This window comes from Streptomyces sp. 1331.2 (genome assembly GCF_900199205.1).
Taxonomy (GTDB): domain Bacteria; phylum Actinomycetota; class Actinomycetes; order Streptomycetales; family Streptomycetaceae; genus Kitasatospora.
Genome location: NZ_OBMJ01000001.1, coordinates 1,316,313 through 1,339,082 on the forward strand (window position 1 = coordinate 1,316,313; position 22,770 = coordinate 1,339,082).

Annotated in this window: 23 protein-coding genes and 1 pseudogene; 12 read left to right on the forward strand and 12 right to left on the reverse strand. The window is 72.9% G+C overall.

From position 1 onward, the window contains the following. Positions 1-44: 44 nt before the first annotated feature. The 6 genes from paaC to CRP52_RS05670 form a co-directional block, all read right to left on the reverse strand. Complete coding sequence (gene paaC, locus CRP52_RS05645) at positions 45-1,001, reverse strand: 1,2-phenylacetyl-CoA epoxidase subunit PaaC (RefSeq protein ID WP_097235380.1); 957 nt, start codon at positions 999-1,001, stop codon at positions 45-47. 13 nt (positions 1,002-1,014) lie between these two features. Then, complete coding sequence (gene paaB, locus CRP52_RS05650; protein WP_030056311.1) at positions 1,015-1,308, reverse strand: 1,2-phenylacetyl-CoA epoxidase subunit PaaB; 294 nt, start codon at positions 1,306-1,308, stop codon at positions 1,015-1,017. After that, entirely contained in the window at positions 1,305-2,354 is a 1,050-nt protein-coding gene (gene paaA, locus CRP52_RS05655) for a 1,2-phenylacetyl-CoA epoxidase subunit PaaA (RefSeq protein WP_373560458.1), read from the reverse strand. Before paaA ends, paaB begins: the two co-directional genes overlap by 4 nt. A gap of 282 nt (positions 2,355-2,636) precedes the next feature. Next, positions 2,637-3,884: a M20 family metallopeptidase gene (locus CRP52_RS05660; RefSeq protein ID WP_218893067.1), complete on the reverse strand. Its 1,248-nt coding sequence runs from the start codon at positions 3,882-3,884 to the stop codon at positions 2,637-2,639. A gap of 945 nt (positions 3,885-4,829) precedes the next feature. Beyond that, complete coding sequence (locus tag CRP52_RS05665; RefSeq protein WP_097235383.1) at positions 4,830-5,489, reverse strand: response regulator; 660 nt, start codon at positions 5,487-5,489, stop codon at positions 4,830-4,832. Then, entirely contained in the window at positions 5,486-6,841 is a 1,356-nt protein-coding gene (locus tag CRP52_RS05670; protein ID WP_257032308.1) for a sensor histidine kinase, read from the reverse strand. Before CRP52_RS05670 ends, CRP52_RS05665 begins: the two co-directional genes overlap by 4 nt. Positions 6,842-7,192: 351 nt before the next feature. On the opposite strand from CRP52_RS05670, the gene CRP52_RS05675 reads away from it, so the two are divergent. From CRP52_RS05675 to CRP52_RS05690, 4 genes and pseudogenes are all read left to right on the forward strand, one after another. Then, entirely contained in the window at positions 7,193-8,008 is an 816-nt protein-coding gene (locus CRP52_RS05675; protein ID WP_107474886.1) for a class I SAM-dependent methyltransferase, read from the forward strand. Positions 8,009-8,130: 122 nt separating this feature from the next. Beyond that, the gene (locus CRP52_RS05680; protein ID WP_257032309.1) at positions 8,131-9,144 is read left to right on the forward strand and encodes an aldo/keto reductase; all 1,014 of its coding nucleotides are present in this window, start codon (positions 8,131-8,133) and stop codon (positions 9,142-9,144) included. Positions 9,145-9,224: 80 nt separating this feature from the next. Continuing rightward, positions 9,225-9,812: a TetR family transcriptional regulator gene (locus tag CRP52_RS05685; RefSeq protein WP_097235385.1), complete on the forward strand. Its 588-nt coding sequence runs from the start codon at positions 9,225-9,227 to the stop codon at positions 9,810-9,812. A gap of 49 nt (positions 9,813-9,861) precedes the next feature. Further along, positions 9,862-10,350 (forward strand): annotated as a pseudogene (locus tag CRP52_RS05690) (ADP-ribosylglycohydrolase family protein); the annotation flags it as partial. On the opposite strand, the gene CRP52_RS05695 reads toward CRP52_RS05690, so the two are convergent. Together CRP52_RS05695 and CRP52_RS05700 are read right to left on the reverse strand one after the other, a co-directional pair. After that, positions 10,317-10,574 (reverse strand): GlsB/YeaQ/YmgE family stress response membrane protein, encoded by a 258-nt coding sequence (locus CRP52_RS05695; protein WP_306458840.1) that lies wholly within the window; start codon positions 10,572-10,574, stop codon positions 10,317-10,319. The pseudogene CRP52_RS05690 and the gene CRP52_RS05695 sit on opposite strands and share 34 nt — an antisense overlap. A 208-nt stretch (positions 10,575-10,782) precedes the next feature. After that, positions 10,783-11,049: a GlsB/YeaQ/YmgE family stress response membrane protein gene (locus CRP52_RS05700; RefSeq protein ID WP_097235388.1), complete on the reverse strand. Its 267-nt coding sequence runs from the start codon at positions 11,047-11,049 to the stop codon at positions 10,783-10,785. Between the two features lie 155 nt (positions 11,050-11,204). Between CRP52_RS05700 and CRP52_RS05705 the strand changes: the two genes are divergently transcribed. Further along, positions 11,205-12,449 (forward strand): glycosyltransferase, encoded by a 1,245-nt coding sequence (locus CRP52_RS05705; protein ID WP_097235389.1) that lies wholly within the window; start codon positions 11,205-11,207, stop codon positions 12,447-12,449. 58 nt (positions 12,450-12,507) lie between these two features. On the opposite strand, the gene CRP52_RS05710 is transcribed toward CRP52_RS05705, so the two are convergent. The 4 genes from CRP52_RS05710 to CRP52_RS05725 all read right to left on the reverse strand — a co-directional run bounded on the left by CRP52_RS05710 (position 12,508) and on the right by CRP52_RS05725 (position 17,520). Beyond that, complete coding sequence (locus CRP52_RS05710; RefSeq protein ID WP_097235390.1) at positions 12,508-14,061, reverse strand: NCS1 family nucleobase:cation symporter-1; 1,554 nt, start codon at positions 14,059-14,061, stop codon at positions 12,508-12,510. An 87-nt stretch (positions 14,062-14,148) separates the two neighbouring features. After that, positions 14,149-15,162, reverse strand: a complete 1,014-nt coding sequence (locus CRP52_RS05715; RefSeq protein WP_097235391.1) for a TIGR03842 family LLM class F420-dependent oxidoreductase — start codon at positions 15,160-15,162, stop codon at positions 14,149-14,151. Positions 15,163-15,235: 73 nt separating this feature from the next. Further along, on the reverse strand, positions 15,236-16,666 hold the full coding sequence (gene hydA, locus CRP52_RS05720) for a dihydropyrimidinase (protein WP_097235392.1): 1,431 nt from the start codon (positions 16,664-16,666) through the stop codon (positions 15,236-15,238). 11 nt (positions 16,667-16,677) lie between these two features. Beyond that, complete coding sequence (locus tag CRP52_RS05725) at positions 16,678-17,520, reverse strand: nitrilase-related carbon-nitrogen hydrolase (RefSeq protein ID WP_097235393.1); 843 nt, start codon at positions 17,518-17,520, stop codon at positions 16,678-16,680. A gap of 341 nt (positions 17,521-17,861) precedes the next feature. On the opposite strand from CRP52_RS05725, the gene CRP52_RS40755 reads away from it, so the two are divergent. The 7 genes from CRP52_RS40755 (at position 17,862) to CRP52_RS05755 (ending at position 22,690) form a co-directional block, all read left to right on the forward strand. After that, positions 17,862-17,939 carry a putative leader peptide gene (locus CRP52_RS40755; RefSeq protein ID WP_101948289.1) on the forward strand — a complete coding sequence of 26 codons (78 nt, stop codon included), beginning with the start codon at positions 17,862-17,864 and terminating at the stop codon, positions 17,937-17,939. A gap of 196 nt (positions 17,940-18,135) precedes the next feature. Then, positions 18,136-18,657 (forward strand): cysteine dioxygenase, encoded by a 522-nt coding sequence (locus tag CRP52_RS05730; protein WP_097235394.1) that lies wholly within the window; start codon positions 18,136-18,138, stop codon positions 18,655-18,657. Then, positions 18,651-19,037, forward strand: a complete 387-nt coding sequence (locus tag CRP52_RS05735; RefSeq protein ID WP_097235395.1) for a rhodanese-like domain-containing protein — start codon at positions 18,651-18,653, stop codon at positions 19,035-19,037. Before CRP52_RS05730 ends, CRP52_RS05735 begins: the two co-directional genes overlap by 7 nt. Before the next feature lie 218 nt (positions 19,038-19,255). Further along, the gene (locus CRP52_RS05740; protein ID WP_097235396.1) at positions 19,256-20,350 is read left to right on the forward strand and encodes an ABC transporter ATP-binding protein; all 1,095 of its coding nucleotides are present in this window, start codon (positions 19,256-19,258) and stop codon (positions 20,348-20,350) included. Beyond that, entirely contained in the window at positions 20,340-21,008 is a 669-nt protein-coding gene (locus CRP52_RS05745) for an ABC transporter permease (RefSeq protein ID WP_097235397.1), read from the forward strand. Before CRP52_RS05740 ends, CRP52_RS05745 begins: the two co-directional genes overlap by 11 nt. Continuing rightward, positions 21,005-21,682 carry an ABC transporter permease gene (locus CRP52_RS05750; RefSeq protein WP_101948149.1) on the forward strand — a complete coding sequence of 226 codons (678 nt, stop codon included), beginning with the start codon at positions 21,005-21,007 and terminating at the stop codon, positions 21,680-21,682. Before CRP52_RS05745 ends, CRP52_RS05750 begins: the two co-directional genes overlap by 4 nt. 48 nt (positions 21,683-21,730) lie before the next feature. Then, on the forward strand, positions 21,731-22,690 hold the full coding sequence (locus CRP52_RS05755; protein WP_097235398.1) for an ABC transporter substrate-binding protein: 960 nt from the start codon (positions 21,731-21,733) through the stop codon (positions 22,688-22,690). The last annotated feature ends 80 nt before the right edge of the window (positions 22,691-22,770 follow it).

Here is a 22,770-nt window from a genome sequence, read left to right on the forward strand (position 1 = left end):
CGCCGCGCCGCCCGTCACCACGCCGCTCGCCACCGCCTCGCCCGTCACCACGTCGCCCCCGGGTGCGCCCGGGCCACCACCTGGAGTTCGGCGAGCAGCAGGCCCAGGGCCTCGGTGTGCACGCCGTCCCGACCGGCCCGGCCGAGGACGGTGGCCAGCGGCGGAACGTCCGGCACGGCCAGCCCGGCCTCGGCGAGGACGGCGGAGAGCACCTTCAGCACCGGTTCGCGCAGGGTCGCCGGGTCGACACCGACCCGCAGCTCCACCGGGTGCGCCGTGAACAGTTCCTCCAGCAGCGGCCAGACGGCGTCCAGGCCGGCCTGCATCCGCTCGGCGGAGTACGGCGTGCCGTCGCCGAGGCGCAGCGTCCAGGCGGTGGCGTACTCGCGGTGGTACGCCAGCTCCTTGACGCCACGGGCGGCGACCGCCGCCAGCACCGGGTCGGGGTGCGCGCTCAGCGCCTCGTACAGGGCTCCGCGCGCGGTGGCGAACAGCAGCAGCCGGGCGACCGTGTGGGCGAAGTCGCCGTTCGGCGTCTCCACCAACCGGACGTTGCGGAACTCGTGGTCCTCACGCCAGTACGCCAGGTCGTCCTCGGTACGGCCGGAGCCGTCCGCCTGGCCGGCCCGGGTGAGCAGCAGGCGGGACTGGCCGAGCAGGTCGAGGCCGAGGTTGGCCAGCGCGACCTCCTCCTCCAGCTCCGGGGCCCGGGTGCACCACTCGATCAGCCGCTGGGCGAGGACCAGGGCATCGTCGCCCAGCATCAGGCAGTAGGCGGCGAGGTCGGCGCCGTCCAGGCCGGCGGGCAGGGTGGTGTCCACGCCGAGCAGCGGGTCGGCGAAGCCCGTCCCGTACGCCCAGCGGCCCTCGCCCTCGGGGCCGGGGGTGGCCTCGGCGAGGCTGAGGTAGACGTGGTCGTCGTGGTCCGTGTGCTCCGCGTGGTGGGCGTGTTCCGCGTGGTGGGCGCCGGCGGTGGTGGCGCTGTGGTCCTGGTCCTGCATGGCGGTTCCCCCGTCAGATGTGCGGGACATCCTCGGGGATGTCGTAGAAGGTCGGGTGGCGGTAGACCTTGTCGCCGCTGGGCTCGAAGAAGGGGTCGCGCTCGTCCGGGGTGGAGGCGGTGATCGCGTCCGAGCGGACCACCCAGAGGCTGACGCCCTCGTTGCGGCGGGTGTACAGGTCACGCGCGGCGAGCAGGGCCATCCGGTCGTCGGCCGCGTGCAGCGAGCCGACGTGGACGTGGTTCAGCCCGCGCCGGGGACGCACGAACACCTCGTACAGCGGCCATCCGGCCTTGGACTCGGTCACTTTCCGTTCTCCTGTTCGGTGACGTGCTGCTCGACGGCGTCCGCGTCCTGCCCGGCAGCGGCGATGTCCTGCCCGGCAGCGGCGGCCTGCTGCTCGGCGGCGCGCTTGGCCGCGTAGGCGACGGCCGCCTCGCGGACCCAGGCGCCGTCCTCGTGGGCGGCGCGGCGGCGTTCGATCCGCTGGGCGTTGCAGGGGCCCTGGCCGCGGATGACCCGGTTCAGCTCGGACCAGTCCGGCTCGCCGAAGTCCCAGCCGCCGCGCTCCTCGTTCCAGCGCAGCTCGGGGTCGGGGAGCGTGACGCCCAGGTGCTCGGCCTGCGGGACGGTCATGTCGACGAAGCGCCGGCGCAGCTCGTCGTTGCTGTGCCGCTTGATCCGCCAGGCCATCGACCGGGCGGAGTTCGGCGAGTCGGCGTCCGAGGGGCCGAACATCATCAGCGACGGCCACCACCAGCGGTCCACGGCGTCCTGGACCATCCGGCGCTGGGCCTCGGTGCCGCGCATCAGCGTCATCAGGAGCTCGTAGCCCTGGCGCTGGTGGAAGGACTCCTCCTTGCAGATCCGCACCATCGCCCGGGCGTACGGGCCGTAGCTGCAGCGGCAGAGCGGGACCTGGTTGCAGATCGCCGCGCCGTCCACCAGCCAGCCGATCACGCCGACGTCGGCGAAGGTGAGGGTCGGGTAGTTGAAGATCGAGGAGTACTTCTGGCGGCCGGAGATCAGCTTCTCGGTGAGCTCGGCGCGGTCGATGCCCAGGGTCTCGGCGGCGGCGTAGAGGTAGAGGCCGTGGCCGGCCTCGTCCTGGGCCTTGGCGAGCAGGATGGCCTTGCGGCGCAGGGACGGGGCCCGGGTGAGCCAGTTGCCCTCGGGCTGCATGCCGATGATCTCGGAGTGGGCGTGCTGGGCGATCTGGCGGATCAGGGTGGCCCGGTAGGCGTCGGGCATCCAGTCCCTGGGCTCGATCCGCTGCTCGGCGGCGACTACCGCCTCGAACCGGTCCTCCGGCGTCTGCGCGGGGACCGCCTCGGCCACCTCTGCTGTCACCACGGCCACCTCTCGTGTCACTGCCGTTGCCGTTGCCGCTGCCACTGTCACTGCCGTGTCCGGCCCGGCCGATCCTTCAACCGACTGACCGTTCGGTCGGTACCATTCTGCGCGGCGGGGCGGAGGGATGGCAAGGCGCGGAGGCGGGTAACAGATAACAGCTGACAGATTTCGAAATCTGTCAGCTGTTATCTGTCATCTGTTACCTGTTCGCTGCTACCTGTTCGCCGTTATTCGTTCGCTGTCACCTGTTCGCTGCCGGTCGACCGCTTGCCCGTCGTGCACTCACCCCTCTGCACGGTCACGCAGTCGTGGCAGCGGGACGGCGAGGAGCGCGGCCAGCAGGGCGACCCGGGGGCCGATCTGGTCCAGCCGGACGTACTCGTGCCGGGCGTGGGCGCCGGCACCGACTGCGCCGAAGCCGTCCAGGGTCGGAAGCCCACGGGAGCCCGGCAGATTGGTGTCCCCCGCCCCACCCGCCGGGGCGCCGTCCAACTGCTGCCCGAGCACCGCGGCGAGCGAACGCACGTGCCGCAGCAGCGGATTGCCGGTCCGCTCGGGCCATGCCGGGCGGCTGGACAGCACCTCCGTCCGCACCCGGGCACCCGGACGCAGCGCGGTGAGCCGGGCGAGGTGGTCGAGCGTACGGCGCTGCGCCTCGGCGGTGGCGAACCGCAGCCCGAGCTCGGCCTCGGCCCGGCCCGCGACCACGTTGGCCCGCGAACCCCCGCTGATCCGACCGGCGTTGAGCTCGGTACCGGGCTGGCCGGCCAGGCCGCGGACGAGGACCAGCTGGTCCACCAGCTCGTCGACCGCCGACACCCCGTCGTGGGCGTCGTTGCCCGCGTGCGCCTCGCGCCCGGTCACGGTGAGCCGGACCCTGGTGCTGCCGCGCCGCGCGGTCTTCAACCGGCCGTCGGGGTGCGGCGGTTCGAGGCCCAGTACGGCCACCGCGCCGCGCAGTTGGCGTTCGACCAGGCGCCGGCCGTCCGGGCTGCCGACCTCCTCGTCGGAAACCACGACCAGCCGCACGCTCCGGTGCGGCCGCTCCCCCAGATCGGCGAGCAGCGCCAATGCGCCTTCCAGGATGGCGAGTCCGCCCTTCATGTCGACCACGCCGGGGCCGGTGAGCCGGCCGTCCTGCTCGGCGACCGGCCAGTCCGCCAGGGTTCCGACCGGCCAGACGGTGTCGTGGTGGCCGACGATCAGCAGGTGCGGCAGGGACTCGTCCCTCCCCTCCCACTCCAGGACGAGGTGGTCCCCCGCCGGGCCGGGTTCGCGACGGGCGGTGGCACCGGTGGCGCGGAAGCCGGCGGCCAACTCCTCGGCGAGGGCGTCGAGTCGGGGGGCGTCGCCGCTGGGCGACTCGATCCGGGCCAGGTCGGCGCAGCGGCGCCGGACGGCCCCGGCGAGGGTACGGGCGCGGGCGCTGAGCGCCTGCGGCAGACCGGGCAGCGCCGCGGTGACCGGAAGGTTCGTGACCGGAACGCTCGCGCCGGGGGCGACCGTCACTCTCGCCGCGGGTGTCTGCACGGTCGCCGGTTGCACCGCGGGCGACGTCATTGTCGCCGGTTGCACAGCAGGTGTCTTCACGGTCGCCGGTTGCACAGCAGGTGCCTTCACAGCGGGCGACTTCAGGGCGGGACCGTTCGCCATCGCGGAGTTCCCGGCGACAGCGTTCGCCTCGGTGGCAGCCGCGGCAAGGGCCTCCCCATCAGCGGCGGCGGGGACGGAGGCCTGGGCTCGGTCGGGTTCTGCGGCGGCACCCGGTGCCGCGGGCGACCCGACGATCTGGGGACTCAACGCTCGCCTCCGCGGCCGCCGCCGGTATTCAGCGGCCGGACCGGCCGACCGATCCCGCCCGGGTGCCAGGCCCGGCCGGATCGCACCGGTCGGCCGGGATGACCTGCGGTCCGCCCCTGCGGCCCGTCTGGCCCAAGTGTGGTGGAACGGCTGGGCGGCGTGCTTGGCATTGCGTCCTCCTCGCTCGATCCGGTGGCCCCGGTCCGCCCGGAGCCCCGTGGACGGCGGCCTCCTTGCGGTGGGCGCGTGGCCGAACCACCGCAGGGAAGCCGAGATGTGAGCCTAGAAGAACCGTTCGGTTTCCTGCGAGGTGGCCCTGCTCCCAACGTGCCGGTACGAGCCCGACCTCGGACACCCGTCGGGGAACGGCGACGGGCGCACGGCACGCGGGCCTGGATCGGCGCGCGGGCGCGGTCGCCGGATCGCGCCCATCTCCACCATGGACCCGCCGCCGGAGTTCGGCAGCGCAAACCGCCAAGGCACGGCAATTCCACGCCGGATGGGTGACATCGGCTCAGCATGCGGTACGAACCGGGAGCACGCGACGGCTCAGGAAAGCCCGGCCATCGGACCGGCCTGACTCCGGGGGAACCTCCGGGGAACACCCGCGTGAACACGGGCCGGTGGGATGCCCCGACGAGCCCCGCCGTGCACCGTCGGACGCAAGCACGGCGCTCAGGCGCCGTCTCCGACCAATCCCGCATCGCGCGCCAGCAACGCGGCCTGGACCCGGTTGCCGACGCCGAGCCCGGTCAGGATCCGGCTGACGTGCGCCTTGACCGTACTCTCCCGCATCCCCAGCACGCCCGCGATCTCCGCGTTGGAGAGCCCGTCGGCGAGTTCGCGCAGTACGTCGGTCTCGCGCGGGGTGAGCCCGGCGACCCGGCCGCGGGCGGCGACCGACCTCGGCGCGCCGACCCGGTGGTACCGGTCGATCAGGCGTCGCGCCGCCGCCGGGTGCAGCATCCCCTGCCCGCCGGCGACGACGTGCACGGCCCTGGCGATCTCGGCGGGTGGGGTGTCCTTGAGCAGGAAGCCGTCGGCCCCGGCGGCGAGCGCCTGGTACACGTACTCGTCCAGGTCGAAGGTGGTGAGCGCGATGACCCTCGGGGCGTCCGGCAGTTCGCGCAGGCGCCGGGTCGCGGCGATGCCGTCGAGCCGGGGCATCCTGATGTCCATCAGCGCGACGTCGATCCGCCGGCTTCCGGCGAGTTCGACGGCCTGGAGGCCGTCCGCCGCTTCCGCGACCACGGTGAGCGCCGGGTCCTGGGCGAGCAGGTCGACCAGGCCGAGGCGGACCAGTGCGTCGTCGTCGACCACCATCGTTCGGATCATGGGACGTCCTTCGGCTGCTGTGGCGGCCGGCTCGGTCGCTCCGGCCCCTGCGGTCGTGGGGGCGGTCCACCGGTACCAGGCCTGGGCCCAGGCACCGCAGCCGTAGCCGGAGTCGGAGTCGGAGCCGCCACCGGCTCCGGTACCGGCCGCGGCAGGCGCTCCGACGCGGGTAAGCGAGCGGAGAGCCGGAAGCCACCGCTGCCGTCCGGGCCGGCGTCGAGGTGACCGCCGAGCGCCGCGACCCGCTCGCTCAGCCCCACCAGGCCGTATCCGCTGCCGCCGACCGGCTCCTCGGGAAGAGCCGCGCCCGGGCCGTTGCGCACCTCGACGGTGGTCGTCGGTGCCCCGTAGCCGACCCGGACGATGACGGGCGCGGCGGGAGCGTACTTGCGGGCGTTGGTCAACGCTTCCTGGACCAGGCGGTGCACGGCCAGGCGGTGGGTGGTCGGGACGGTCTCCGAGTCCCCGGAAAGGGCCAGTTCGACCTGCTGGCCGGCCTGGGTGGCCTCGTCGACGAGTTCGGTGAGGTCGCGCAGGGCGGGCGCCGGGACCGGAGCGGGCCCGCCGGACACCTCGGGCTCAGCCCCGGTGGCTCGGGCGTCATGCGTCGGCGGGTCGGCGCGCAGCGCTCCCAGGACGTCGCGCAGGTCGTCGAGCGAGCGGGCGGCGGTGGTGCGCAGCAGTTCGAGGCGGTGGGTGAGCCGGTCCTGGTCGGCGGCGAGGGTGCCGGCCCGGGCCTGGTCGCGCAGGACCCCGGCGTGCAGCACCAGCAGGCTGAGCCGGTGGGCCAGCACGTCGTGCATCTCCCGTGCGATCCGGCCGCGTTCGGCGGCCCTGGCCTGGTCGGCGCGCAGCTCGCGCTCGCGGCGCAGCGCGTCGACCTGTTGATGGAGGGTGCGGATCAGGGCGCGTCTGCCGTGCAGCCACAGGCCGAAGGACAGGGTGGCGGCCTGGACGAGGAGTTGGGATCCGGTGGTACCGGCCCAGCCGACCAGCGACTCGGCGCCGGTCGCGCTGCCCACCGCGATGATCGCGCCGCCCACGACCGCCGGGCCGGGGCGGCCGAGATGGGCGAGGTGGAAAACGCTGAACAGGCCGGGGAAGGCCCGGTTGAGCAGCCCGCCGGTGAGCACCGGCAGTACGGCGGAGGCGACGGGGTAGCGGCGTGCGAACAGCAGCGAGAGCGAGGCGAGCGCGGCCACCACCGTTCGCGGCACGCGCAGCGGCCCGTCGGAGTGCAGCCACTGGGCCAGGGCCTCCTCGGCGGTGAGGCCGAGCACGCCCAGCAGCAGCAAGGTGTCGGTCCACGGCCGGTGTTCAGGGCCGTACCACCCGAGCGGCATCCTGCGCATGGAACTCCTCCCTCCTCGCTCCGCCCGTCGTTCGGACCGTCGTTCGGTCCATCGGGCTCGATGCTAGGGCCTGTCCGGCGGATCTTGTCGGATCAGCGCGCGGCGGCGGGCGCCCGTCTGGGCGTGCGCCCGAATCGCCCTCGTACTGGGTGTACTTGGACGATTCGGGCGTGCGTCCAGGCGGGATGATCCGGCGTCGTGCGCCCGGCAAGATCCGCCGGACAGGCCCTAGGGGCGGCCGGCTCCGGGGCGCCTCTGTCTTCCGGGTTCCGGCACCCTCGACTTTCGTCGGGGGCCGGCGCCGCTGACCGGCCGATTCCCGGCGCACCCGCGTTGCCTAGCGTCGACGGCATGACGAACGAACAGCTCCGACACCTCGCCGACTACCTTGTCCCGCAGCGCAGTTCACCCTACGGCGACGGCAGGGACCACCTGCTGTTCCTCGCCGAGGCCCTGCGCACCTTCCGTGACACCGGCGCGCTGGCCCCGAGCGGCGCCGATCTGGTGAACGCCCTCGTGGTGCCGGTCACCAGCCGCCCGAACCGTCCGATCTCGGTGCTGGAGGTCGGCGCCGGCACCGGTGTGGTGACCCGCCGGCTCGCCCGGATGCTGCGCCCGGGCGACCGCCTGCACGTCGTCGAGGCGAACCCGCGGTTCGCCGAACGGCTGCGGGACGACCCGGTGCTGGCCGCGCGCCACCCGGGCGTCGGGCTGCGGCTGTCGGCCTGCCGGGTCGAGCAGCTGCCCGAGCAGTCCAGGCGATCCGGCGAGGCCGAGCAGTCCGGCCGGCCCGAGCAGTCCGGCGAGTCCTGGGAGCGGTACGACGTGATCGTGTCCGGGCTGCCGTTCACCAACTTCACGCCCGAGCAGGTCCGCGACATCCTCGATCTCTACCTGCGGCTGCTGGCCCCCGGCGGCGAGCTGACGTACTTCGGCTACCTGGGGACGACGACGGCCCGCACCCTCGTCTCGGGGCCCCGCCGCGGTGCCCGGCACCGGGCGGTGGTCCGGCTGCTGCGGCAGTTCGAGGCGGCGTACGGGCTCGGCGAGCGCACGGTGTGGCGCAACCTTCCGCCCGCCCGCGCGTACCTCCTCCGCTCCCACCAGCGCCCCGACGGGCTACCGGGCCGAACAGATGACAATCGACAGATTTCAACTTTCAGATAACAGACGACAGCGAACAGATTTTGAAATCTGTTCGCCGTCGTGTCATAGTGACACCCGGGCCACCCTGCCCACGCCCCGCCGTCACCCCGGCGTCGCGCCCGCCCCCGGTCCCTGGAGTCACCGTGTCCTCGACCACCCGCCCCACCCAGCGCCGCCTCGGCGCCGCCGGCCCCGTCACCTCGGCCCTCGGCCTCGGCTGCATGGGCATGTCCGACCTGTACGGCCCGGCCGACGAGGCCGAGAGCATCGCCACCATCCACGCCGCCCTCGACGCGGGCATCACCCTGCTCGACACCGGCGACTTCTACGGCATGGGCCACAACGAACTGCTCATCCACGAGGCACTGCGCGGGCGCGACCGCGAGAGCGTGCAGATCAGCGTGAAGTTCGGCGCCCAGCGCAGCCCGGACGGCCAGTGGCTCGGCTACGACGCGAGCCCCGCCGCCACCAAGACGGCGCTCAGCTACACCTTGCGCCGCCTGCGCACCGACCACATCGACGTCTACCGCCCGGCCCGCCTCGACCCGAACGTCCCGATCGAGGAGACCGTCGGCGCCATCGCCGACCTGGTGAAGGCCGGCTACGTCCGCCACATCGGCCTCTCCGAGGTCGGCGCCGACACCCTGCGCCGCGCCGCCGCAGTCCACCCGATCAGCGACCTGCAGATCGAGTACTCGCTGCTCAGCCGCTCGATCGAGGCTGCCGTCCTCCCCACCGCCCGCGAACTCGGCATCGGCATCACCGCGTACGGCGTGCTCTCCCGCGGCCTGCTCAGCGGCCACTGGAACCAGGAACGCGCGCTCACCGGCACCGACTTCCGCAGCCACAGCCCACGCTTCCAGGGCGAGAACCTGACCCACAACCTCGCACTGGTCGAGGCGCTGCGCACGATCGCCGCCGCCAAGGAGGCGACCGTCGCCCAGGTCGCCATCGCCTGGGTGGCCTCGCGCGGGCAGGACGTCGTGCCGCTGGTCGGCGCCCGCCGCCGGGAGCGCCTGACCGAGGCCCTCGGCGCCCTGGACGTCACGCTGACCGCGGCGGACCTCGCCGCCATCGAGGCGGCCGTCCCCGCCGGCGCCGCCGCAGGCGACCGGTACGCTGCCGCCCAGATGGCCCATCTGGACAGCGAGCGCTGAGCAGCCCGGCCCGCTGCTCCGGCCCGCCCCGCCGGAGCACAGCACCACCCGATCGAACGACCCTAAGGACGGACCACCCCGTGACCACGGACACCACACTCACCGCCGAGCAGGTCCTCATCGCGGCGGAGGACGTCCTCCGGCGGTTCGGCCCGGCCAAGGCCACCGTCGTGGACGTCGCCCGCATCCTCGGCGTCAGCCACAGCAGCGTCTACCGCCACTTCCCGAGCAAGGCCGCGCTGCGCGAGGCGGTCACCCAGCGCTGGCTCGACCAGGCGCACCACGAGCTCGCGGCCATCACCATCGAGGGCGGCCACTCCGCCGAGCGGCTGCACCGCTGGCTCGGCACGCTGTTCGCGGCCAAGCGGAAGAAGGCGCTCGACGACCCGGAGCTGTTCGCCACCTACATGGTGCTGGTCGAGGAGAACAGCGCCACCGTCGAGGCGCACATCGACACGCTGGTCGACCAGATCGCACAGATCATCCACGACGGCGTGGACGAGAAGGAGTTCAAGCTCGCCCACATCCTCAGCACCGCCCGCGCCGTCTTCGACGCCACCGCCCCGTTCCACGACCCGGCCTACGCCTCCACCTGGTCCGTCCCGGGCGCCGACGACCGCTTCGAGGCCGTCTGGAAGCTCGTCCTCGGCGGCCTGAAGGCGAAGTGACGACAGCGAAGTGACGGACCGTCACTCGGGCTGACCCGCCGAACTCCCGGCGCTCACCACGCACTTCCACCCGGAGGCGGTCATCGGCGCGCTGGCGGTCGCCCTTGCGGCCGCGCTCGCCGTCCGGAGCCGCGGTGAAACCGCCCCGGGCCGGGCCGAGTTGCTGACCGAGGTCGCCGGGCGGCGGCCGGTGAGCGACGTCCGCTCCGGCCTGCGGATAGCCGCCCGGCTGCCCGAGCACACCAGCGTCCGCCAGGCCGCCACCGTGCTCGGCTCCGGGGTGCTGATCTCCGCCCCGGACACCGTCCCGTTCGCCCTCTGGTCCGCCTCCGGGCACCTGGACTCGCTGCCCGGGGCCGTCTGGCACACCCTGGAGGGCTGGGGCGACATGGACACCACCTGCGCCATCGCCGCGGGGGTGGTGGCCGCCCGCACCGGGCTCGCCGGGGTCCCGCCCGCCTGGCTGGTGGCCCGGGAGGGGTTGCCGGGCTGGGGCGGGGACGGTCAGCGCCGGACGATGCGGTGGAGCACTCCGTAGAGGAACAGCAGCACCACGGCGCCGCCGATCGCGGAGACCCAGGTCGTCAGGTCGAGGAAGCTCACCCTGACCGACTGGTGCATCCAGTGCGAGACGATCCAGGTGCCGACGTAGGAGCCGGCGATGCCGATCAGGGTCGTGCCGATCAGGCCGCGATCACCCTTGCCCGGCAGCGCCATCCTGGCCAGGGTCCCCGACACCAGGCCCAGTACGATCCACGCCATCCAGCTCATCCGTCGCCCCTCGCGTCCTCGACGTGACGGCCCCGTCGAGACACACCGGGCCCGGTCCGAAGGACGCGGGAGGGCGCCGGATGGTTTCCGGTGCCCGGAACGACCGGCGCGAACCGGCCACCGGCGCCGCCACCCCGGGCCACCACCCCGGGCCACCACCCCGGAGCCGCCGGCCGTGGCCGGTAGCCGAACCCGCCCGTCAGCGGCGCGAGTTGCCGAACAGCAGTCGGTAGACGATCAGCAGCACCAGGGAGCCGCCGATCGCCGACACCCAGGTCGCCGCGTCGAAGAAGTGCGCCGTGACCGACCGGTGCATGAAGTGCGACGCGATCCACCCGCCGACGAAGGAGCCGGCGATGCCGATCAGGGTGGTCACGATCAGGCCCCCCGGGTCCTTCCCCGGCAGCAGCAGCTTGGCCAGCGCTCCCGCCAGCAGGCCCAGCACGATCCACGCAACGATGCCCATCCGTCTTTCCTCCCGTCCAAGGCGCGACGGCCCCGTCCCGTCGGCTCTGCCCGGAAGGACGCCGCCGCCCGCCGCCCGGTTCCAGGCGCCGCCCTCCCCTCCCCACCGCGCGTGGCGTCCTTCCCGGCGGCCTTCCGCGCCGGAATACTGCGGGCATGCGCATCCTGATCGCCACCGCCGGGTCCAGGGGCGATGTGGCCCCCTTCACCGGGCTCGGGGTCCGCCTCCGGGCGGCCGGCCATCAGGTGGCCGTCGCCACGCACGCGACCTTCGCGGAGTACGTCCGGGCGTCCGGGCTGGAGTTCCGCCCGCTGCCGGTCGACCCGCGCGCCGAACTCGCCTCCGCGCAGGGGCGACGACTGCTGCGGGCCGGCAGCGGCCCGGGTGTGGTCCTCCAACTCCTGCGCCTTGGCCGAAAGTTCATGCCCGCTCTCGGCGACGGCATCGTCGAGGCCGTCGCCCTCGGTACCGACCTGCTGCTGACCACCAGTACCACCAGCGCACTCGGCCAGGTCGCCGCCGAGGCGGCCGGCCTGCCCACCGTCGGACTGTTCCTCCAACCACTCGCCCCCACGCGGGAGTTCGCACCCGCCGTCACGGGCACCCGCTCGCTCTCCCGACCCGGCAACCTGCTCGCCGGGCACGCCGTCCAGGCCGCGACCGACCAGCTGTTCGCGCCCGCCGTGCGCGCACTGCGCCGCCGGCTCGGCCTGCCACCGCGAGGCATCGCCGGGGCCCGTCGCGACCACCCCGTCCTGCACGGCTTCTCTCCGACGGTCGTGCCCCGGCCGGCCGACTGGCATCCCCGGCTGGACGTGGCGGGCTACTGGTGGCCGCCGGCGCAGCCGCACTGGCAGCCTCCGGCCCGGCTGCTCGACTTCCTCGCCGCCGGAGCGCCACCGGTCTTCGTCGGCTTCGGCAGCCTCGTCGTCCCCGATCCCGAGCGGCTCACTGCCACCGTGCTCGCGGCCGCCCGGGCCGCCGGGGTGCGCGTCCTCCTGCAGTCGGGCTGGAGCGGGCTGGCCGCCGAGGACTCGGAGACCGTCCTGACGATCGGCGACACCCCGCACGACTGGCTGTTCCCGCGTACCGCCGCCGTGGTCCACCACGCGGGCGCGGGCACCACCGCCGCCGCCCTCCGTGCCGGGGTTCCCACCGTCCCCGTGCCCGCCCAACTGGACGGTCCCTTCTGGTCCGCCCGGCTGGCCGCCCTCGGTGTCTCCCCCGACCCCGTCCCCCTCCGCGCTCTCACCTCCGCCCGTCTCGCCACCGCGATCCGCCACGCCGTGGACACCCCCCACCACCGGGCCCGCGCCCAAGCCGTCGCCGCCACCCTCGCCGGCGAGGACGGCACCACCAAGGTGCTCGCTGCCGTCGAACGGGCGACAGCCGACCGGTAACAGATGACAGCTGACAGATTTCAACATCTGTCAGCTGTCATCTGTTATCCGTTAGCTGTCATCTGTCATCCGCGGCCCGCTCCCCCGGCCCCCGCCGCCCCAGCCCCACGTACACCAGCGAGGCCGCCGCGAGGCCGACCGCCCAGCCGTAGTCGGCCAGCGGCTTCAGCAGCGGGATCAGGCCGTCCACCGGGAACGGGCCCTGCTTGGCGCCCTGGGCGTCGACGGTGGAGTACGAGCCGCCCACCGCGAGCAGGCCGCCCACCAGCAGTGCCACGACCGCCCGCCAGTTCCACCCGCCGGTGTACCAGTACGCCCCGCCCGGGCGGTAGAGCTCGGCCAGCTGGAGGCGGGTGCCCCGCAGCAGCCAGTAGTCGGCGATCAGGACCCCGGCGACGGTGCCGAGCAGGCCACCGACCACGCCCAGCCAGGTGAAGATGTAGACGTGCGGGTCGGCGATCAGCCGCCACGGGAAGATGGCGATCCCGACCACACCAGTGATCAGCGCCCCGGTACGGAAGTTGACGAACCGGGGCAGCAGGTTGGCCAGGTCGTAGGCGGGCGAGACGACGTTGGCGGCGATGTTCACCGACAGCGTCGCGACCAGGACGGTCAGCAGCGCGAACAGGATGCCGACCGGACTCTCCATCTTCGCGGCGAGCCGGATCGGGTCCCACACCGGTTCGCCGTACACCGCCTGGGAGCCGGAGGTGACCAGCACGGACAGCAGGGCGAAGAGCGTCATCGTCGTCGGCAGGCCGAGCGCCTGGCCCCGGATCTGGGCCCGCTGGCTGCCGCCGAAGCGGGTGAAGTCCGGGATGTTGAGCGACAGGGTGGACCAGAAGCCGATCATGCCCATCAGCGAGGGGAAGAAGACCTTCCAGAACCCGCTGCCCCACCCCAGCGTGGACGGCTGGTCGAGCAGCGGGCCCAGTCCGCCCGCCTTGACGGTGATCCAGACCAGCAGGGCGAGCGCACCGACGATGACGAAGGGCGCGGCCCAGTTCTCGAAGCGCCGCAGCGCCTCCATCCCGCGGGCGATGATGGCCATCTCCAGCAGCCAGAACAGCAGGAACGAGAGCCACTGGGTCCACGGGTAGCCGCCCAACTCCCCTGCCGTGAGCCAGGACTGGCCGAACAGCTTGCCCGCGAGCAGGAAGATTCCCTCGCCGCCGATCCAGGTCTGGATGCCGAACCAGGCGCAGGCGACCGCCGCCCGGATCAGGGCGGGCAGGTTGGCGCCGCGCAGCCCGAAGGCGGCGCGGGCGAACACCGGGAACGGGATTCCGTACTTGGTGCCGGCGTGCCCGGTGAGCAGCATCGGCACCAGCACGACGAGGTTGGCGAGCGCGATGGTCAGCACCGCCTGTTTCCAGTCCATGCCGATCGCGACCAGGCCCGAAGCCAGTGTCCAGGAAGGGATGTTGTGGGCCATGCCGACCCAGAGTGCGAGGAAGTTGTACGTGGTCCAGGTGCGTCGTGCCACCGGGACCGGGAGCAGGTCGTCGCTGGTGAAGCCGTTGGGAGGCAACTCCCCGGCGGCCGGGTCGAGTTCGACCCGGCCGTCGGGGTGCTGCCGCTGTCTGCCGCCGCTGGTCACGGTGTCGGGCATGGGCAACTCCCGTCTGCTGCAACTGGGATCACCTCAGGATCCCCGGACAGCTGACGTCGGACGTCCACCGTCCGACGTCGCCGGGGATCACAGGTGGGGGATGACGTCCGTTCCGTAGGCGTCGATGGTGGTCTCGATCGCGTCGTGCATGGCATAGACGGCGAACTGGTCGACGCCGAGCGAGCGCAGTTCCGCCAGCCGGGCGCGCTGCACCTCGGCCGGGCCGATCAGACAGAAGCGGTCCACGATCTCGTCCGGCACGAAGGTCGTGTCCGGGTTCCCGGCCCGGCCGTGGTGGCTGTAGTCGTAGCCCTGGCGGCCCTTGATGTAGTCGGTGAGCGCCTCCGGCACCAGATCGGAGTGCTCGCCGTAGTGGTCGACCAGGTCGGCGACGTGGTTGCCGACCATCCCGCCGAACCAGCGGCACTGCTCCCGGGCGTGGGCGAGCGCGGCGGGCGAGTCGTCGGCGGTCACGTAGGCGGGGGCGGCCACGCAGACGGTGACCGAGTCCGGGTCGCGGCCGGCCTCGACCGCGGCGGCCCGCACCGCCTTGACCATGAACTCGGTGAGGTACGGGTCGGCCAACTGCAGGATGAAGCCGTCTGCTTGGCGCCCGGTCAGGGCGAGGGCCTTCGGGCCGTACGCCCCCATCCAGATCGGCAGGGACGCGCCCGGTCCGACCCAGGGCAGGTGCATCTCGGTGCCGTCCACCTCGACGGTGCGGCCCTCCGCCAACTCCTTGATGGCGTGCATCGCCTGGGAGAGCCGGGCGAGGGTCGCGGGGTGGCGTCCGGCGACCCGCATCGCGGAGTCGCCCCGGCCGATCCCGCAGACCGTGCGGTTGCCGTACATGTCGTTGAGGGTGGCGAACAGGGAGGCGGTGACCTCCCAGGTGCGGGTGGAGGGGTTGGTGACCATCGGGCCGACGGTCAGGCGCTCGGTCTCGGCGAGGATCCGGCTGTAGATGACGAAGGGCTCCTGCCACAGGACGCAGGAGTCGAAGGTCCAGCCGTGGCTGAACCCGGCCCGCTCGGCGCGGATCATCCGGTCGATGAGCAGGCGGGCGGGCGGGTCGGTCTGCAGGACGAGGCCGATGTCCATGGGTGGCTCCGGGAGAGAGGGAAGACGGAGAGGAACGGCGGAAAGGAACGGCGGAGACGACAGGGCGAGGGCGTCAGGTCAGGTACTGGCAGGTGTCGCGGCGCAGGAAGGTGCCGTGACCGGCCCGGCCGTGCCAGGTGCCGTCGTCGAGCACCACGGTGCCGCGGGAGAGCACCGTCCGGGCCCGGCCGGTGAGTCGGCGGCCCTCGTAGGCGGAGTAGTCCACGTTCATGTGGTGGGTGGCGGCGGAGACGGTCTGGACCGTGGCGGGGTCGTAGACGACGAGGTCGGCGTCGGCGCCCGGGGCGATGGTGCCCTTGCGCGGGTGCAGGCCGAACATCCGGGCGGGCGTGGTGCAGGCGATCTCGACCCAGCGGCGCCGGCTGATGTGCCCGTCCACCACGGCTTGGTGGAGCAGGTCCATCCGGTTCTCCACGCCCGGAAGGCCGTTGGGGATCTTGGAGAAGTCGCCGCGCCCGAGCTCCTTCTGCCCGGCGAAGCAGAACGGGCAGTGGTCGGTGGAGACCACCTGGAGGTCGTTGGTGCGCAGCCCGCGCCAGAGCGCCTCCTGGTGCTCGCGCGGCCGCAGCGGCGTGCTGCACACGTACTTGGCGCCCTCGAAGCCGTCGGCGCCCTCCTCGGCGAGGTTGTCGGTGGAGAGGAAGAGGTACTGCGGGCAGGTCTCGCCGAAGACGTTGAGCCCGGAGTCGCGGGCCTGGGCGAGTTCGGCGAGGGCGGCGGCGGCGGAGACGTGCACGACGTAGAGCGGGCTGCCCGCCACCTGGGCGAGCTTGATCGCCCGGTGGGTGGCCTCGGCCTCCAGCAGTTCGCGGCGGACCTCGCCGTGGTAGCGGGGGGCGGTCTTCCCGGCGGCGAGGGCCTGTTCGACCAGGACGTCGATGGCGATGCCGTTCTCGGCGTGCATCATGATCAGCCCGCCGTTGGCGGCGCCGCGCTGCATGGCGCGCAGGATGCGGCCGTCGTCGCTGTAGAAGACGCCGGGGTAGGCCATGAAGAGCTTGAAGGAGGTGGACTCGCCGGAGTCGACGAGCGCGTCCATCTCCTTGAGGACGCCGTCGTTGACGTCGGAGACGATCGTGTGGAAGGCGTAGTCCACGGCGCAGTTGCCGTCCGCCTTGGCGTGCCAGGTGTCCAGGCCCTCGCGCAGCGAGCCGCCGACGGGCTGGACGGCGAAATCGACGATGGTGGTGGTGCCGCCCCAGGCGGCGGCCCGGGTGCCGGTCTCGAAGGTGTCGGAGGCGGCGGTGCCGCCGAACGGCAGCTCCATGTGGGTGTGGGCGTCGACGCCTCCCGGGATGACGTAGTGGCCGGTGGCGTCGATGACGGTGTCGGCGGTCCAGGCCTGGGCGGCGGAGCTGCCGGTGGCGGCGAGGGCGGCGATGCGCTCGCCCTCGATCAGGACGTCGGCGTGGAGTTCCTCGGTGGCCGTGATGACGAGGCCGCCGCGGACGATCGTGCGCTGCTGGGGGTCGCGGGTGGTCATCGCGCTGCTCCTCAGGCCTCGGCGAGCGGTCCGTAGGCGTCGGGCCGGCGGTCGCGGTAGAACGCCCACTGTTGGCGGACCTGTTCGATCAGGCCGAGGTCGAGGTCCCGGACGACGAGTTCCTCCTCCTTGTCGGAGGCGACGTCGCCGACGAACTGGCCGCGCGGGTCCACGAAGTAGGAGGTGCCGTAGAAGTCGTTGTCGCCGTACTCCTCGGTGCCGACCCGGTTGATGGCGGCGACGAAGTACTCGTTGGCGACGGCGGCGGCGGGCTGTTCGAGCTGCCAGAGGTAGGCGGACAGGCCGCGGCTGGTGGCGGAGGGGTTGTAGACGATCTGCGCGCCGGCCAGGCCCAGGGCGCGCCAGCCCTCGGGGAAGTGGCGGTCGTAGCAGATGTAGACGCCGACCTTGCCGACGGCGGTGTCGAAGACGGGCCAGCCGAGGTTGCCGGGCTTGAAGTAGTACTTCTCCCAGAAGCCCTTGACCTGCGGGATGTGGTGCTTGCGGTACTTCCCGAGGTAGCTGCCGTCGGCGTCGATGACGGCGGCGGTGTTGTAGTAGACGCCGGTCTGCTCCTCCTCGTAGACCGGGACGACGACGACCATCCCGAGCTCGCGGGCGAGTTCCTGCATCCGGCGCACGGTCGGGCCGTCGGGAACGGCCTCGGCCCAGCGGTAGTGCTCGGGCTCCTGGACCTGACAGAAGTACGGGGCGTTGAAGACCTCCTGGAAGCCGATGATCTTCGCGCCCTGGGCGGCGGCCTCGCGGGCGTGGCGCTCGTGGAGCGCGATCATGCTCTCCTGGTCGCCGGTCCAGCGGGTCTGGACGAGCGCGGCACGGACGATCTGTGACATGGGTACCTCCGCAACTCCGCGGCCCGGCCGTGCGGTCGGGCCCGCGGTCCATGGGTTGACGGGGCGGGTCTCACCCGCGGATCCGCTCGGGGATCCGCTGGGGTCTACGTGCGTAGAAAGCGATCTGTAGACCGTAGGCCGGGCCTCGGTGGCCTGACAATACGTTGGCGGAAACGGGTCTGAGGCGATCTTCTCGGGCGGACACGCGGACGGTCCGGGGTGCGATGAAAGGCTCATCTACCCCGTAAGTGCCCTCCTTACTCACCCGCCGGACTGCCGACCCGGCTGACTTCGTCCGAACCGGCTTGACTTCGTCCGGTTCGCTCGGGAAGGATCCGGCCATGGACTCCGGCACCACTCTGGTCTGCCGCCTGCACGTCGATCTGCGACGCCAGGCGAGTTCCATCTGTGCCTGTTGACCCTGCTCTCCCCCGCCGCTCCCGCCCTGTGACGCCTGCCAGGGCCCGCGCCGCGCACCCGCAGTCCTGACCTCCTCCCGCCCCAGTCCCGGCACACCCGTACGGGCCGGGCCGCCCCCGTCGGCCCACGCCCGTCCACCCGCCGCCGGAACCGGGCACCCCTGCCGACGTTCCCGCCGCATCCGAGGACGCCCTGATGAGCCTGAACACGAGCCTGGACTTCGTCACCGACACCCCGACGGCCGCCCCTCCCGCCCCCGCCGCCCCGCTCACCCCCAGCACCCTGCGGAGCATCGTCCGCGAGCTGGCCGAGCAGCCCGACCGGTGGATCCACCACGTCCGCCTCTCCACCGAGGACCGCTGGTACCGGCGGCTGGTGGCCGCGGACGACCACGAGGTGTGGCTGATCAGCTGGCTGCCCGGCCAGTCCACCGGCTTCCACGACCACGGCGGCTCGCGCGGCGCGTTCGCCGTCGCCCTCGGCGAGCTGGAGGAGCTGTCCCTCGGCGGCCCCGAGCAGGGCCTGCTGATCCGCCGGCTCCAGGCCGGCACCGCCCGGGCCTTCGGCCCCGAGTACGTGCACGACGTGCGGAACACCGCTTCCGGCCCCGCCGTCACCCTGCACGCCTACTCGCCGCCGCTGGACTCGATGGCGCATTACGACCTACGGGCCGGAGGGCTCGTCCGCACCTCGGAGGAAGGACCGGAGCAGTGGTGACGACGATCGAAGAGTTGGTGGAGCGGGCCCGCGAGGGCGTGCACCGTCCAGACGCCCGGGAGGCGTACCAGGCCCAGCTGGACGGCGCGCTGCTGGTGGACATCCGCCCGGCGGCGCAGCGGGCGGCCGAGGGAGAGATCCCGGGCACGCTGATCATCGAGCGCAACGTGCTGGAATGGCGGCTCGACCCGACGGGCAGCCACCGGATCCCCGAGGCCTCGGGCCACGACATCGAGGTGATCGTGGTCTGCTCCGAGGGCTACGCCTCCAGTCTGGCCGCCGCCTCGCTCCGGGAGCTGGGCCTGCACCGGGCGACCGACCTGGACGGCGGGTTCGTCGGCTGGGCGGCAGCCGGGCTGCCGACCCGTCAGGGCGGCTGAGCACCGGCGGTGCCCGGCTGCGCCGCGTGCCGGACGGTAAATCAGGGACAGGAGATGATGCAGGTCATAGTCTGATCAGAGTTTCCGCCGGTCCAAAACTGGGCAGCCACGCGGGCGGAAGTACGCCCGGGCGCGTGAAACCGCCGCCAACGAACGACCCGACCGAACGACCGACACAGGCGCCGCCTCCCCGGGGCGCCCTGACGAGGAAACACCCCGTGATCAGATTCGAGGGCGCCGGAAAGCGCCACCCCGACGGGACCGTCGCCGTCGAGGGCCTGGACCTTGAGGTCCCGACCGGCCGGATAACCGTCCTGGTCGGACCGTCCGGCTGCGGCAAGACCACCCTGCTGCGCATGGTCAACCGGATGGTCGAACCCACCTCGGGCCGAGTGCTGCTGGACGGCACGGACGTCGCGAAGCTGGAGCCCGCCAAACTGCGGCGCGGCATCGGGTACGTGATCCAGCAGGCCGGACTCTTCCCGCACCGCAAGGTGATCGACAACATCGCCACCGTCCCGTACCTGCTCGGCTGGGACCGCAAGAAGGCCCGCGCCCGGGCCGCCGAACTGCTCGAACTGGTCGGGCTCGCGCCCGAGACCGCCAAGCGGTACCCGTTCCAGCTGTCCGGCGGCCAGCAGCAGCGCGTCGGCGTGGCCCGCGCCCTGGCCGCCGACCCGCCGGTGCTGCTGATGGACGAGCCGTTCAGCGCCGTCGACCCGGTGGTGCGCGCCGGGCTCCAGGAGGAGCTGCTGCGGCTGCAGTCCGAGTTGCACAAGACGGTGCTGTTCGTCACCCACGACATCGAGGAGGCCGTCCGGCTCGGCGACCAGGTGGTGGTGCTGCGCGAGCACGGCCGGATCGCCCAACTGGCCGACCCGCACACGCTGCTCACCACCCCCGCCGACGACGGCGTCGCCGCCTTCCTCGGCCGCGACCGGGGCCTGCGCGGCCTCGGCCTGCGCCCCGCACGGGCCGTCGCGCTGCGCCCGATGAGCGACGGACTCGCTTACGGGGGATGGGAGTTGGCCCTGGACGACGAGCGCCGACCGATCGGCTGGATCGACCGCGACGCCGTCACCGCCGAGCTGCACGCCGCCCCCGCCTTCCGGCCGGACACCGACACCCTGCGCACCGCACTGGACGCCGCCGTCCTCTCCGCCGCCGGGGTCGCGGTCGCCCTGGACGCCGAGGGCCGGGCCACCGGCACCGCGAGCCGCGAGGCCGTCCTGGCCGCGCTCCGGCCCGTGGCCGACGGAGCCGCCGGCGCCGACGCGGGCGCGGACGCGGACGGAGCCGACGGTGGACGATGAACCGATCGTCCGCTGGTACTGGATCGGCGACCACCTCGGCTACCTCGGCCACCTGCTCGCCGACCACGCCGTGATCGCCCTCGTCCCCGTGCTCATCGGACTGCTGCTGGCGATCCCGCTCGGTCTGGCCTGCGCCCGTTTCCCCCGGCTCTACCAGCCGCTGTCCGCCGTCTTCAACATCGTCTACGCGCTGCCCTCGCTGGCCGTGTTCGTGGTGCTCATCCCGTACACCGGGCTCGCCACCCAGGCGACCGTCATGATCCCGCTCACCTTCTACGCCCTCGCCGTCCTGCTGCCGACCACCGTGGACGGGCTGCGCGCCGTCCCGGAGGCCGTCCGGCAGGCCGCCACGGCGATGGGGTACGGGCCCTGGCACCGGCTGACCTCGGTCGAACTGCCCGCCGCCGTCCCGTACCTGATCGCCGGCCTGAGGGTCGCCGCGGTGTCCAGCATCTCGCTGGCCAGCGTCGGCGCGCTGGTGGGGCGCGGCGGGCTCGGCTACCTGTTCATCGACGGCTTCCAGCGCACCTTCCCGACCCCGATCGTGGCCGGCATCGTGCTGATCGCCGTCCTCGCGCTGGCCGTGGACCTGGTGCTGGTGGCCGCCCGGCGGCTGCTCGCACCCTGGGCCGTCCGCGAGAAGGGGGCGGGCTCGTGAACTGGCTGGACTGGCTGAGCGACTTCTTCACCGCCCCGGACCACCGCAGCGGCCCGGACTCGATCGTGCACCGGGTCGCCGAGCACCTGCTGCTCTCCGGCGAGGCGCTGCTGTTCGCGGCGCTGCTCGCCGTCCCGCTCGGGCTGCTGATCGGCTACACCGGGCGCGGCGTCACCGTGGTGACCGCGCTCGCCGGCGCCGCCCGCGCCCTGCCCACCCTCGGCCTGGTGACGCTGGCGGTACTGCTCGCCGGGGTCGGCGACACCGCCGTCCTGGTCCCGCTGGTGGCGCTCGCCGCGCCGCCGCTGCTGGTGGCCGCCGTCGAGGGGGTGCGCGGCACCGACCCGGACGTCCGGGACGCCGCGCGCGGCATCGGGCTGACCCACCCGCAGGTGCTGCGGCAGGTCTGCCTGCCCTCCGCCGCGCCGACCCTGCTGGCGGGCTTCCGCACCGCGACCGTCCAGGTCATCGCGACCGCCACGGTGGCCGCCTACGTCGGCCTGGGCGGGCTCGGCCGCTACGTCATCGACGGGCTGGCGACCCGCAAGTACGCCGTGACGGTGGGTGGTGCGCTGCTGGTGGTGCTGCTCGCCGTCGCCGCCCAGTTGTTCTTCGCCCTGCTCGCCCGGTTCGCGCTCCCGCCCGGGATGCGCGCCCAGCGCCGGGCCCGCTGAACCCCCTCTCCCATCCTCTCCGGAAGGACACATCTCACCATGTCGACAATGAAGCGAAGCCGGCGCGCGGTCGTCCTCGGCACGCTCGCCGTGCTCGCCCTCGGCGCCACCGCCTGCGGCTCCTCCGGCGGCGACCCGCTCGGCGGGGGCTCCAGTGCCTCTGCCTCCTCCAGCGGTTCCGCCGGCGCAGGCGGCTCGGGCGGCTCGGGCGGCGGCTCCGGCTCGACGGTGGTCATCGGCTCCGCGAACTTCCCGGAGAACGTGCTGCTCGGCTCGATCTACTCGCAGGCCCTCAAGGCCAAGGGCGTCAAGGTCGAGGAGAAGTTCAACATCGGCAGCCGCGAGGTGCTCTACGGGCAGCTGCAGAGCGGCAACCTGACCGTCCTGCCCGAGTACAACGGCGCGCTGCTCGCCTACCTGGACCCCAAGGCCACCGCCGTCACCACGCAGGACGTGAACGCGGCGCTCGCCAAGACGCTGCCCGCCGCGCTGGGGATCCTCGACTCCTCCCCCGCCGAGGACAAGGACTCGCTCAGCGTCACCCAGGAGACCGCCGACAAGTACAACCTCAAGAGCGTCTCCGACCTGGCCGCCAAGGCCGGCGAGTTCACCATCGGCGGCCCGCCGGAGTTCAAGTCCCGGCGCGAGCAGCAGCTCAAGGACGTCTACGGGCTGACCTTCAAGGAGTGGAAGCCCACCGCCGACACCACCGCGAACGCGCTCAAGGACGGCAGCATCCAGGTCGGCAACGTGTTCACCACCGACCCCAAGATCGTCCAGTACAAGCTCGTCCCGCTGAGCGACCCGAAGAACGTCTTCGGCGCGCAGAACGTCACCCCGCTGGTCAACAAGGCCGGCGTGGACGCCACGGCGACGGCGGCGCTCAACGCGGTGTCGGCCAAGCTCGACACCGCGGGCCTGACGGCCCTGATGAAGCGCGTCGCGGTGGACAAGGAGGACCCGTCGGCGGTGGCCAAGGACTGGCTGAAGTCCAACGGTCTGGGCTGACGGCCGGACGGTCGGAGGGCGGATGACGTAGGGCTCACGGCGGCTCGGAGGAGATGGTTCCCCCGGGCCGCCGTTCGTCG

What these genes read in the sequence shown, in the direction of transcription:
- CRP52_RS40755 (WP_101948289.1), top strand. Translation starts at nt 17,862, where the DNA reads ATGGACTCCGGCACCACTCTGGTCTGCCGCCTGCACGTCGATCTGCGA.
- CRP52_RS05665 (WP_097235383.1), bottom strand. Translation starts at nt 5,489, where the DNA reads ATGATCCGAACGATGGTGGTCGACGACGACGCACTGGTCCGCCTCGGC.
- CRP52_RS05675 (WP_107474886.1), top strand. Translation starts at nt 7,193, where the DNA reads ATGACGAACGAACAGCTCCGACACCTCGCCGACTACCTTGTCCCGCAG.
- CRP52_RS05755 (WP_097235398.1), top strand. Translation starts at nt 21,731, where the DNA reads ATGAAGCGAAGCCGGCGCGCGGTCGTCCTCGGCACGCTCGCCGTGCTC.
- CRP52_RS05695 (WP_306458840.1), bottom strand. Translation starts at nt 10,574, where the DNA reads ATGGCGTGGATCGTACTGGGCCTGGTGTCGGGGACCCTGGCCAGGATG.
- CRP52_RS05725 (WP_097235393.1), bottom strand. Translation starts at nt 17,520, where the DNA reads ATGTCACAGATCGTCCGTGCCGCGCTCGTCCAGACCCGCTGGACCGGC.
- CRP52_RS05700 (WP_097235388.1), bottom strand. Translation starts at nt 11,049, where the DNA reads ATGGGCATCGTTGCGTGGATCGTGCTGGGCCTGCTGGCGGGAGCGCTG.
- paaC (WP_097235380.1), bottom strand. Translation starts at nt 1,001, where the DNA reads ATGCAGGACCAGGACCACAGCGCCACCACCGCCGGCGCCCACCACGCG.
- CRP52_RS05670 (WP_257032308.1), bottom strand. Translation starts at nt 6,841, where the DNA reads ATGCGCAGGATGCCGCTCGGGTGGTACGGCCCTGAACACCGGCCGTGG.
- hydA (WP_097235392.1), bottom strand. Translation starts at nt 16,666, where the DNA reads ATGACCACCCGCGACCCCCAGCAGCGCACGATCGTCCGCGGCGGCCTC.
- CRP52_RS05730 (WP_097235394.1), top strand. Translation starts at nt 18,136, where the DNA reads ATGAGCCTGAACACGAGCCTGGACTTCGTCACCGACACCCCGACGGCC.
- CRP52_RS05715 (WP_097235391.1), bottom strand. Translation starts at nt 15,162, where the DNA reads ATGGACATCGGCCTCGTCCTGCAGACCGACCCGCCCGCCCGCCTGCTC.
- CRP52_RS05710 (WP_097235390.1), bottom strand. Translation starts at nt 14,061, where the DNA reads ATGCCCGACACCGTGACCAGCGGCGGCAGACAGCGGCAGCACCCCGAC.
- CRP52_RS05705 (WP_097235389.1), top strand. Translation starts at nt 11,205, where the DNA reads ATGCGCATCCTGATCGCCACCGCCGGGTCCAGGGGCGATGTGGCCCCC.